The organism is Okeania sp., from assembly GCF_983059655.1.
The window spans coordinates 1-11,574 of record NZ_CEZPJD010000183.1; the positions used below are offsets into that span (position 1 = coordinate 1).

The window sequence follows — 11,574 nt, forward strand, 5'->3', positions numbered from 1 at the left end:
ATTATCCATTATCAATTATCCATTATCCATTATCCATTATCCATTATCCATTATCAATTATCAATTATCCATTAATGAACTGTTCCCTCCCATAACACAGAAGCGCATAAATAAAGACAACAACTCCTAACATTTCAAGAAATTCTTCAATAGTTACCAATATTTCATAAAAAAAATTATTAGTATCATACAAATAAGCGTAATATCCACCAACCATTTCCATACCAATTCCACCTCCAACATAAAATATTCCAGCCAGAAAAAATAGATATTTTATTTTTCTAGGCAGAGATTGAAGAAACTTTAGATAAACAAATAGAACAGTTATAACTAATATTAATCCTGGAATTACCCAAGTGTAATAAAATATTCCCGTAGCATTCAACATATCTCGCAAAGGATGAATTAGTTGTTCATGTAAGCTAATTGTTTCATCAAGTCCTAGATAAAAAAATATGACAGATAAACCTATCCACTTCCAAACATATTTATCATTTTGTTGCCATTTTTTATGAGAAATTATTCCCAGAATGATACAGGAAAAAAATAAAATAAAAGATGAAAATAATGAAGGAATGGTATATTCTCCATCTACATTAAATTTATCAATCAATTGGGTAGAATTAGAGAAACCATAATATTGAAAAAACTGCCCGGTAATACTGGCAATAGTCAAGCCAATAACAATAAATATCAGAAATATAATGGTTTTTTTTGGAGATAAATAAATCATATAGTAATTCCTATACTGGTGAGGTACAAAAATCGTTGGTTTTAGGGAGTAGGGAGTAGTAATTTCAGTTATCAGTTATCAGTTATCAGTACTTCTGTAAGAAGGAGGCTTGAAATAAGACATAATACCAATTTTATAAATGTTTGCTACAAATAGGTAGGGTATTTTTTAGGAGTCAGGAGTCAGGAGTGAGAATGAATAGATTTAATACCAGTTTTTAGGTCGTAAATTCTCTTTTTCTCTTGGTGCGCGTTCCCTCTCTTGGTCGGCATTCCGCAAGCGAGCTGGCGTCGTCGTGGGGTCGCACCGCTTTGTCAAAGGGACATTTCCTGCATTTGTTTTTTTATTCCTCATCCGTGTATCCGTGCCATAATCCGTGTGAGCCACTCCCCTACCACCAAAGTTAAATTAACGGCAATTATACAACTTATAACGATAACCATTTATTTTAGGTAAAGAATTAGAATATTTCCGACAATTGAAAGTTTCTAAATCACTTCCCTCAACCTTCAAATTAACTGCCCATAAATCTAGAGGTCGTGGTGTTTGAGACAGGAATTTAGCCAAAGCCAAATCTGGAGTTAATCTTTGCTCTTTTTGTCTTTTCATTAATAAAAATTGAGGTTGAAAAAAGTCAGAAGTATTTATTTTCTCTTCTTGACGTTGAAATTCCAGACCAAGTGCAATTAAAGCCCGAATTTCAGCATGAGTTTGATAAGTTGTAGCAATTAAAGACGGATTTTCAGACTGTGTTTTAATTGCCTCAACTAGAAGGTCTGCGCGGCGTGACTTTTGATAGCCATAATTGTTAACAACCGTTAATCCACCAAATAAACTCATTAACAAAACAACAACTACAACTCTTTGATTAATCAGTTTTAAATTTGCCGAAATTATATCTTTTTTAGTTGCTCCTTCCTCTTTAATTTTTCTATTTCCCCACTTCTGCAAAAAATCAAAATCACTTCTGACTTCTGACTTCTGACTTCTGACTTCTTTAGTTGCTCCTTCCTCTTTAATTTTTCTATTTCCCCACTTCTGCAAAAAATCAAAATCACTTCTGACTTCTGACTTCTGACTTCTGACTTCTTTAGTTGCTCCTTCCTCTTTAATTTTTCTATTTCCCCACTTCTGCAAAAAATCAAAATCACTTCTGACTTCTGACTTCTGACTTCTGACTTCTTTAGTTGCTCCTTCCTCTTTAATTTTTCTATTTCCCCACTTCTGCAAAAAATCAAAATCACTTCTGACTTCTGACTTCTGACTTCTGACTTCGTTAACCCAACACTCTCCCAAAATAGCAGCTAATAAAATAATGACAATAGGAAAATAAACAAAATGATAACGAGCAGCAAGAGATAAATCTTTACCCATACCGTAAATAATGAGCAAAAATAAAGCGATCGCTCCTACAAAAAAACCGACAAAAACCTGAAAAGACAAACGGTTATCAATATCATTCATCTGTGCTTTCCCACCTTGCCATAAACCAGGAGCAACCCAAACCAACACAAGCAAAAGTGTCACTCCAGATAAGATAGTCACAAATAAACTAGTCCCTTCAATGGGCAAAAGCCATACCATTGTCAATACCCAACCCAATAAACGAGGGATAGGATGCCAAATTTCATCAAGCTCAAAGCTAGTTGATATCCAGTCAGTAAGTTGACTATTGCCAATACCACTTACTACAGGTAACCAAACCAAACCAGCAATAAACGTTCCCAGAGCAACCAAATAAATTCGCCACCAATAGCGTTGAAATAGGTTTTGAATATCTCTCAACCAAAACCAAGCAATAACTAATCCCTCCGCAGTCAACGCCAAGGCAAAAAAATAGTGAGTGGAAATTCCCAAACTATTAATAATAACCCAAATAAACCCCAGCCATATTGGAAATGTCTTGTGTTTTTGGAGATAGGGTATTATTGCTGTCAAACAAGTTACAGAAGCAATAATCCATAAAATAGTTAAAGTATAATGACGAGATTCTTGGGCGAGATATATCCCATAGGGAGAAATTGCCATTAATGCTGCTGCTATATGAGCTATTAATGGAGAAAACGCTAACCAACCCAAAGCAAAAATTGCCGGAATAGCCGCTACACCAAAAATAGCACTGAGCGATCGCCCCACCCACAGAGAAACCAATTCTCCGTCAGTGCTGAATAAGTTAAGCCACAAATGATTTAGTACAAAATAGAGTGGAGGATGATTATCTTCACCCAGTAGACGATCGATGACATTGGTAGGAGTAGAATTTGAATCAAATTGTAAGGGTGAGAGCAATTGGTCTAGACTAATAACTCGATCTAAAGGTAGGTCAAAAAAGCTATGGCCTAGACTATAACCCAATGTAGCAATTTCGATAGATGAGGCAGACTTGTCAGCTAAGTTTGTCCAACGTAGAGTAATACCTAGAAATATCCAACTACATAGCAGTATTAGATGTAACCACCTCTGATGATTTTGGTTAACTCGATCGTTTCTCATTGCTAATATACCTAACTATCCCAATAAATTTTATATCTCATCTACGAATTACCATATTCATCAATAGACATCTCCAGTAATAAAAAATCGTCATTGCTGAATTAAGGTATGAAAGTAGGTTTATAGGGAATAGGGAACAGTTAATATTAACAAGTAGTTCAAACCATCCAAAATACAAAATCAAAAATATAAAATTGTCAAATCATACCCAGAATCAGCAACGCCAAAAAATCAAATCAAATATCGCACAGAAATTATCAATTATTTCTCCCTACTCCCTACTCCCTCTTTTTCAGAGATGTCTGATGGTAAGGATTCAGCAATGAGCGCTTCCCTGTAGTATGCTATGCAAACAGCTATTGCTTTTATTTGACGATAAAAGCTTTATTAATTCTCTTACTAATACTAAAAAAGTTGCTTCCTGTACCTTTAAAGTCAGTTATTAATTTAAACAATATCCTAGTATGAGAGAGTCTTGTTGCTGATAACTGAATACTTACATCTAATTTTTTGTAGGTGCTAAACAAGTATACATATTATTCTTTGATTCAACTACTGGTTTAACTTCATAAATATATTGATTAATCACCTTTTCTACTTCAATTTTTACATAATCAGACATTGAAGATAACCATCTATTAATATCAATATGCATCCACTTTTTATCAGCCTTATTATCAATAGCAAAGTCAAGTAAACGACTCATGTTTGCTGAACCTGCTGTTTCACTAACTTCTTTCATCATAGAGTAAGTCAAGGCGTAAAAAGGTTCATAACCTTGTTGAAAATATGTTTCCCACCCACTCCAATCTAAGTCATTACGAGTTAATATTTTTTCGGCAAAAACAGTAGCCATACCCTCTGCATAACAATCAAGTAATTGTGCATTTAATAAGTGAAATATTTCATGGCCTAACTGCCCGTAGAAAGAATATTCAGAGGGTTTACGACTTAAATAGATAGTAAATTCCCCTTTGTTTGCATTATCCAGTGAAGCTAAAGGTGTTGTGTGTAAACGTAAATTTATTTTTTTTACTGCTATTCTTGGCTTGCCGTAGAGTTGTTGACTATAATTAAAGCCTGATTTAATAAAAGAAGAAATACTAGAGTTATTTAAATTATTATCTAAAGCTTTAACTTCTGGTGAATCAAGAAATTGAGCGGAAACTTTCTGCGATTTTAAGTTAGATAAATTAGGAATGTAGAGAAAAATTAGCAATGAAATAAATATAGTAAATAATAGTTTAAGTCTGATAAGTTTAAGCATAATTTGTATCAAAATTGACACGATTTAAATTTGTTATTTAACTTATGAGATATCTGATAAACTTCAGTTATTAAGTAATAATAATTATTCAGTAATGAATGTAAAGGATTATCAGCATTAATCCAAAATATATTATGCTTTTAAACCCTATTCCCTACTCCCAAGGAAATGTAGCAAAACTTTTGATAAATGGTATTAGACATATCCAATAATAAAAAATTAAATCAATTATTGCACTCTTAATTTATGAATTATTTCCTCCTACTCCCTACTCCCTATTTTTTCAATTGATTTATTCATAAAATTTGCTAGAGCTACAATTGTTCCATAGCCATAATATACTAACAATTAATACTGAGTAAGATAATTCCCAAGCAATAGATATAAAATTACTAATATCAAATACTCCTCTAGAGTTATAAACTTGTGGGAATACATATATTGTTGATTTGAAAGATGTATCTGTTATAGGCCACAACAATTTTAAACCTGAACCACCAGCCGTAAATAAATCTAATAGTAAATGAGAACTATAGAGAATAAAAGTAAATAAAAATAGTTGTTTAAATGAAGATTTGCGGAAATAATTCATTAGCCAACCAACTATTAAACTAAAACCAATGGCAAAAATTAAAGTATGAGTAATACCTCGATGAAATCTTTCTCCTGTGATGAATTGGGGAATAAAATCAAAGTCAGCAAAAATGGCAACAAATACAGGATAAAAATTTCCCAAGTTCCACCAATGAGATGTATTATTTTTTGATAGGTTTTTGGGTAGAAACTTAGCTAGTACATATCCAGAAACTGAGTGAGCAATAGGAGATGGCATAATTAAAATAAAATTGCATTTTTGTCTTGAAAATTTATTTGAACTTATTTGAACAAATAATTAACTACTTTTTGCGCTACGTCTCTGGCAGTGGTATATTTAACTCCAATTACTTAAATTAAGCCGAATAATCCAGTTTGGGAATGGTCAAAATTTTGATAATCTTTTGTATTAAGATGGATTCGCCTGTTTTGAGGTTAATATTAGTTGCTAGCAACATTCCGATGTATAAATGAATCTCTTCCCGCTTTAATTTTGCTGATGGATACGCTTGGTTTATGGCAGTCGGAAATTGAGTTATGTTTGCGATTTAGAAACTTATCTTGGTCTTAACTATAAGTACCAATAATTGAGCGATCGCACCAGGAAGCAATAAAGAGGAAGTGAGTACTTTTATTAAACATTGCATTTGGATCGTGTAGAACTATTTTTTTTGTCGATCATACCCACTGTAAATTTTTCAAATAGAGGGTGAGTTGTAACTAAATTCATACATAGCTTTAGCTAAACCAAAAGGCGATCGGCTATTGGTGTTTGACCATGCCTAGAATTTTATTTACCCAAGCTCCAAATAATTCAACTACAATTAAAACCTCTTTAAAATCTCATACATTTTGGCAATTACAGTTGACTATGCAATTTTATTTGTATATACATAAAAAAGCTAACTATACTTGAAATTACAAAGGTATAGGTTGTCAATATAACAGTTAATTGCTTGTATCAAAATTAAATTTCAATGTTCTTTGATTTAGTGTTTATAGTAGCAATTTACCTCAGCAATTTCAAGTAATTTCAGGCCACTTTACTAAAACTTTAAAAATGCTTGCCTAAAAGCCAGATCCTCTTCATCAAAACTTTATAATTCTCTGTTATAAATTCAAGGTTATATAATTAAATTCACTACTAAAATTAAATATTTATATTAAAAACTTATTTAGACAGGAAATTATGTAAACAAATATTAAGCTTGTTGTGTAGAAATTTCGGCGTTTCTGAACTAGAGAATGAACCCCCATAGAAAAGGTAATATCATGTTCCCCTGGGAAGCTACGCTAACGGATAATAGCTCGATCAAAAACCTTCTCCCCGTGAACTTTTCTTTCTCTTCTACCTTCCTTTTTTCAAAGTATAAGTATTCAACCGAACATGATATAACCCATCTTTTACTTCCTCTTTTTCTCAAACAAGAATTCTAATAGACATCTGGCGATCGTCAAAAATTAAATCAATCCCATACGCATAAATCATCAATTATTTTCCCCTACTCCCTACTCCCTACTCCCTACTCCCTACTCCCTCTTTTCCGGAGAGGTCTAATAGAGAAATATGTAATACCAATTCACTTCAAAGATGTCACAAATAGTTTCAAACCCCATATCTGAAATAATTTCCTGAAATTATCGTGAACCAGTGTCGCTATGGCCTCATCTTCATCAACCCCATATTCAAGGGCAATGCTAGCTACTCCCAGAAAAAGGGGAATGTAAGGAACTTTACTCCCTATGGGAATTTGAGTAGCGTGTTAACTCAGTGAGCTTCTGTAAAACGGTGGGAAAGCATCATTTGTTTAAGTTAAAAGCCAAAAATAAGAAAAATCTATCACTTTTTAGATAGTTAATCTTAGTAATGCTTTAATAAATAATTGTTCTTGGATATCAATCAACTATAAGGTTATAAGATTGATTGAGTATAGAAAAATTTTATGGATAAATTTCGGGTAGAAGTAATTACTAAAACTCTAAATCCTCAACAGGTAATTTATGCCGCTTTGCATCAAGATTATAGTGAAGGATTTGTATTTGACGAACAAGATAATTGGCCTTCAGAAACAAAATGTGGTGAAATTATTGTCAAGCGGCTTTTAGCAGGAGACCGTGGGCATTATGGATGTATTGAGCATCCCCAAATTACTTTTAATTGTGGTTTTTTTCCTCATAGTGTTATGCAGCAAGCACGAACTCATCGTGTGGGAGTGACTTTCGATGTACAAAGTTATAGGTTTTGTTCGGGAAAAGTTATTGCAGTAGCAGAGGGAAAAACGGATATAGAAAGTGCTTTTTACTTACGTCCGGTGGGAGAATATTCTGACCGTCAGGGGAAGAAATATTATTATTCTGCTGAACAACGAGAACAAGATTTACAGTGGTGTTTGGAGGCAGCAAAAAAATACAAACTTGACATGGAATTTGGAATGTCTGAAGAACACGCTAGAGGAAAAATTCCTTTTGATTATCGTCAGCACTTTGTTGTTAGTTTTAATTGTCGTAGTTTGCTACATTTTTTAGATTTACGTTTTAAAAAGAATGCTCAATTAGAAATTCAAAAACTTTGTGAATTAATGTGGCCTCATGTTCAAAATTGGGTCCCGAATATAGCAGAATGGTATGAACAAAATAGACTAGCAAAAGGTAAGTTAGCACCCTAGAAGTTCAAAATTCAAAATTCAAAATTCAAAAGTCAAAAGTAAGAATTAAATGAAGTTAAAAGTTAAAAGTCAAAATTAAAAAGTAAGAATTGAAGCAAAATTTCTAGTAGACGGTTTCAGTCTAGTAGGTTGGGTTGAAGAAGTGTTAGCGGAGCTTATCCGTTAGAATAAAACTAACAAAACCTTCTGTGAACTCATATACTTTCCTTCTTTTCTTCTTCTTTTTTTTGATAATTCTTAGTAATTTATCGTTAATTATGGTTATGTTTACTTCTCCCCCACTCCTCTACTCAATAAAATTTATAAAAGTTTTTGAGAAGTGGTATTATTATTTGGTTTATCCTAACGGATAAGCTAGCGCTAACCTACGTCAACCCAACCTAAATTTATTGCACTAATCTCAAAATTCTGCTTATTTTTTCCCTATTCCCTACTCCCTACTCCCTACTCCCTACTCCCTACTCCCTATTATGAAACTTAAAGTTAAAAAGTTAGATGAATTAGCAATTGTTCCCTATTATGCACATCCACAAGATGCAGGATTAGATTTATTTTCTATTGATGAATTAACTATTAATCCTGGAGAAAGCAAGTTAATTCATACAGGTATTGCTATCGAATTACCATCAGGAACAGAAGCACAAATTCGTCCTAGAAGTGGGTTGGCTTTAAAACATCAAATTACAGTTTTAAATACTCCTGGAACTATAGATGAAACTTATCGGGGAGAAATCGGCATAATTTTAATTAATCATGGGAAAAATTCATTTCAAGTCACACGAGGAATGAAAATAGCTCAAATGGTTATAGCATCAGTATTATCTGTTAATGTAGAAACAGTTGATGAATTAAGTACAACAGAAAGAGATATTAAAGGATTTGGTTCTACAGGAATATGACAGAAGAATTATATCAAAGACCAACATGGGATGAATACTTTTTAATGATAGCTAAACTGGCTGCTACTCGTTCAACTTGTCTTGCTTTTCCTGTGGGTGCAGTAATAGTTAAAGATAAACAAGTTTTAGCAACTGGTTATAATGGTTCTCCTTCTGGTTCTTCACATTGTACAAGTCAGGGTTTTTGTTATCCTGAATTAAGTAGTTGTGATGCTAGTAAAGTTTTACCATCTCGTTCTGTTCATGCGGAAGCTAATGCTATTGCTCAAGCTGCAAAACATGGAATATCTACGAATGGAGCTGTTATTTATGTCACCTTAGAACCTTGTCTTTATTGTTTGAAATTGGTTATTTCTTGTGGCATTAAAGAGGTTTTTTATGAGACTCCTTTTAATAGTGGGGAAAAGGCAGCTTTAAGAGATATGTTTATCAAAGAGGGTTTAGTTACTATTAAGCAAATTAAAGTCTCAGAAACTATTGCTCAAAAAGCAGCAACATCTCTACTTCATCCCACCTCTATTCCTAAATCTTCTGAAATTAGGGAAGAGGGAATAGCAAATAGAAAAAAGGAAAAATAATTTCATGATTTTCATGTATTTTTTAATTTTTCACAAATCATTTTAGAGACTATTTATAAGTAAGCATTTCCTCCGGAATGCTGCGCAAACAACTATCAGCTATTGATTTTAGTTTTAGATAAAAGCTTTACTAATTGAAATTGAGTCAGAATTTTTACTTGCTATTAAAGCTGGCTTTAATACCAATTTTATATGAGGTTGCATAGAATGATGAAATTCATTAAATCGATCTATCTTTAATCTATGCTTACTTACGGCTAATTCTGCTTGAAATATTATTCTATGCAGCTTCATTTCAATTTGGTATAAAGTCTATATTCATTAAAACCACCTTATGAGAAAAAAATAAAATTCATTATCGTACTTTTATTCATTAATTCTTTCCGCCTACTTTGTAGGGACGTTGTATCAAATGTCCCTGCCTGGAGATGTCTAATAGATCCCAAATGGGTTTCATTACTTTTACGGAAAGCGATCGCTCTTTTTTGTAGTTCAGACTAATTTGCTGAAATTAAGTAAAAATTTTTGGTCAAATTATCTCAATACTCAATCAATATTAGAGCCAAGAATATGAATATAAAAAATGTCAAATTCTGCCACTTTAGTCAAATCAAATTATTACTAGGCTTGTTTCCTTTGTTAATGTTAATAGCTTGTGGTAGTCAACAAGAAAGAACAGAAGAAGCAGTAATTTCATCAGCGCCACCTGCACCTCAACCACCACCTCCAGCAACTTTAAATACAACTCCTAAAAGCTCAATACCTTCTCAATTCAGAGAAGGTGCTACTAGAGGAGGAGGTGCTAGAGCGCGTCAACAATCAGCAGATATAGCTCTAAAACAAACTGCTCCTAGTTTTTCACAGTTTGAAACAGATTCTACAGTAGAATTAGAATCCTCAAATACAGAAGAATATAACCTCATTAATGACAATCCTTTTAAAATAGTAAAAAATAATCCCCTATCCACATTTTCTATTGATGTAGATACAGCATCTTATAGTAATTTACGTCGTTTTATTACTGAAGGTAGACTACCACCAAAAGATGCTGTGAGAATTGAGGAATTAATAAATTATTTTACTTACGACTATCCCCAACCAAAAGCTAATATCCCCTTTTCTCTCACTACAGAAATATCTGACTCTCCTTGGAATTCTCAACATAAATTAGTTCATATTGGCATTCAAGGCAAAGATATAGTTACAGAAAATTTACCTCCTAGTAACCTGGTATTTTTGTTAGATGTTTCTGGTTCGATGAATACCTCTAATAAACTACCCTTAATCAAATCAGCTTTTCAATTATTGGTAGATGAACTAACAGAAAAGGATACTGTATCAATAGTTGTTTATGCTGGAGCAGCAGGAGTAGTTTTACCTCCCACAAAAGGCAGCGAAAAAGATAAAATTCTCGCAGCAATTAATAATCTAGAAGCTGGAGGTTCCACTGCTGGAGGTGAAGGAATTAAACTTGCTTATGATTTAGCAAAAAGGTTTTATCAGTCTTCAGGAAATAATCGAGTTATTCTGGCAACCGATGGAGATTTTAATGTGGGAGTTTCTAGCGATGCTGAATTGGTAAGAATGATAGAAAATTATCGAGATGAAGGAATTTTTCTCACGGTACTTGGTTTTGGTACGGGTAATTTTAAGGATGCCAAAATGGAACAGTTAGCTAATAAGGGAAATGGGAATTATGCTTATATTGATAATCTTTTGGAAGCGAAAAAAGTCTTAGTGACTGAGATGGGAGGAACTCTACTAACTATTGCTAAAGATGTGAAAATTCAAGTGGAATTTAATCCGGCAAAAGTACAAGCTTATCGTTTAATTGGTTATGAAAATCGACTGTTACGTTCTCAAGATTTTAATGATGATACAAAGGATGCGGGAGAGTTAGGTGCAGGACATTCGGTTACGGCACTTTATGAAGTTATTCCTGTGGGGGTAGAAAGTAATGTGAAATTGCCAGAAGTTGATGAGTTGAGATATCAAGATAATCAAGTTGAGGAAGCGACTTATAATAGTGATGAATTAATGTTGGTTAAGTTGCGTTATAAAGAGCCAAAGGGTACAACTTCTGAGTTAATAAAACAGCCAGTTGTTGATAAGGGAGTGAGTTTAGATGATGCTTCAAATGATTTTAAATTTGCTGCTGCTGTAGCTGAGTATGGAATGATTTTGCTAGATTCTGAATATAAAGGTGATGCTAGTTTTAGTGAAGTGTTGAAGTTGGCAAATGAGTCGAAAGGTTTAGATTTAGAGGGTTATCGGAGTGAGTTTATTAATATGGTTGAAAGTAGTCAAAAATTGATGGAGAAAAAGTAGATGAATGGAATTTAGG

The 11,574-nt window shown here is 33.2% G+C and carries 9 protein-coding genes; 4 read left to right on the forward strand and 5 right to left on the reverse strand.

Translation table 11 applies throughout. From position 1 onward, the window contains the following. Positions 1-64: 64 nt before the first annotated feature. The 5 genes from AC3DU7_RS12585 to AC3DU7_RS12605 all read right to left on the reverse strand — a co-directional run bounded on the left by AC3DU7_RS12585 (position 65) and on the right by AC3DU7_RS12605 (position 5,325). Positions 65-733 (reverse strand): hypothetical protein, encoded by a 669-nt coding sequence (locus AC3DU7_RS12585; protein ID WP_488039685.1) that lies wholly within the window; start codon positions 731-733, stop codon positions 65-67. A gap of 204 nt (positions 734-937) precedes the next feature. Further along, positions 938-1,120 (reverse strand): hypothetical protein, encoded by a 183-nt coding sequence (locus AC3DU7_RS12590; protein ID WP_488039686.1) that lies wholly within the window; start codon positions 1,118-1,120, stop codon positions 938-940. Between the two features lie 21 nt (positions 1,121-1,141). After that, on the reverse strand, positions 1,142-3,226 hold the full coding sequence (locus AC3DU7_RS12595; protein WP_488039687.1) for a glycosyltransferase family 39 protein: 2,085 nt from the start codon (positions 3,224-3,226) through the stop codon (positions 1,142-1,144). Positions 3,227-3,728: 502 nt separating this feature from the next. Beyond that, a complete protein-coding gene (locus tag AC3DU7_RS12600) occupies positions 3,729-4,493 on the reverse strand; it encodes a hypothetical protein (protein WP_488039688.1) in 765 nt (254 codons plus the stop codon). Between the two features lie 292 nt (positions 4,494-4,785). Then, complete coding sequence (locus AC3DU7_RS12605; RefSeq protein WP_488039689.1) at positions 4,786-5,325, reverse strand: metal-dependent hydrolase; 540 nt, start codon at positions 5,323-5,325, stop codon at positions 4,786-4,788. A 1,705-nt stretch (positions 5,326-7,030) separates the two neighbouring features. Between AC3DU7_RS12605 and thyX the strand changes: the two genes are divergently transcribed. The 4 genes from thyX to AC3DU7_RS12625 all read left to right on the forward strand — a co-directional run bounded on the left by thyX (position 7,031) and on the right by AC3DU7_RS12625 (position 11,558). Beyond that, complete coding sequence (gene thyX / locus AC3DU7_RS12610) at positions 7,031-7,753, forward strand: FAD-dependent thymidylate synthase (RefSeq protein ID WP_488039690.1); 723 nt, start codon at positions 7,031-7,033, stop codon at positions 7,751-7,753. A 470-nt stretch (positions 7,754-8,223) separates the two neighbouring features. Next, entirely contained in the window at positions 8,224-8,652 is a 429-nt protein-coding gene (dut, locus tag AC3DU7_RS12615) for a dUTP diphosphatase (RefSeq protein ID WP_488039691.1), read from the forward strand. Next, the gene (locus AC3DU7_RS12620) at positions 8,649-9,230 is read left to right on the forward strand and encodes a deoxycytidylate deaminase (RefSeq protein ID WP_488039692.1); all 582 of its coding nucleotides are present in this window, start codon (positions 8,649-8,651) and stop codon (positions 9,228-9,230) included. The genes dut and AC3DU7_RS12620 overlap by 4 nt, the downstream gene beginning before the upstream one ends. 570 nt (positions 9,231-9,800) lie before the next feature. After that, positions 9,801-11,558 carry a vWA domain-containing protein gene (locus AC3DU7_RS12625; protein ID WP_488039693.1) on the forward strand — a complete coding sequence of 586 codons (1,758 nt, stop codon included), beginning with the start codon at positions 9,801-9,803 and terminating at the stop codon, positions 11,556-11,558. Positions 11,559-11,574 lie beyond the last annotated feature (16 nt).

Coding starts and splice junctions, on each gene's coding strand:
- AC3DU7_RS12585 (WP_488039685.1), bottom strand. CDS start 733: ATGATTTATTTATCTCCAAAAAAAACCATTATATTTCTGATATTTATT.
- AC3DU7_RS12595 (WP_488039687.1), bottom strand. CDS start 3,226: ATGAGAAACGATCGAGTTAACCAAAATCATCAGAGGTGGTTACATCTA.
- AC3DU7_RS12600 (WP_488039688.1), bottom strand. CDS start 4,493: ATGCTTAAACTTATCAGACTTAAACTATTATTTACTATATTTATTTCA.
- AC3DU7_RS12605 (WP_488039689.1), bottom strand. CDS start 5,325: ATGCCATCTCCTATTGCTCACTCAGTTTCTGGATATGTACTAGCTAAG.
- thyX (WP_488039690.1), top strand. CDS start 7,031: ATGGATAAATTTCGGGTAGAAGTAATTACTAAAACTCTAAATCCTCAA.
- dut (WP_488039691.1), top strand. CDS start 8,224: ATGAAACTTAAAGTTAAAAAGTTAGATGAATTAGCAATTGTTCCCTAT.
- AC3DU7_RS12620 (WP_488039692.1), top strand. CDS start 8,649: ATGACAGAAGAATTATATCAAAGACCAACATGGGATGAATACTTTTTA.
- AC3DU7_RS12625 (WP_488039693.1), top strand. CDS start 9,801: ATGAATATAAAAAATGTCAAATTCTGCCACTTTAGTCAAATCAAATTA.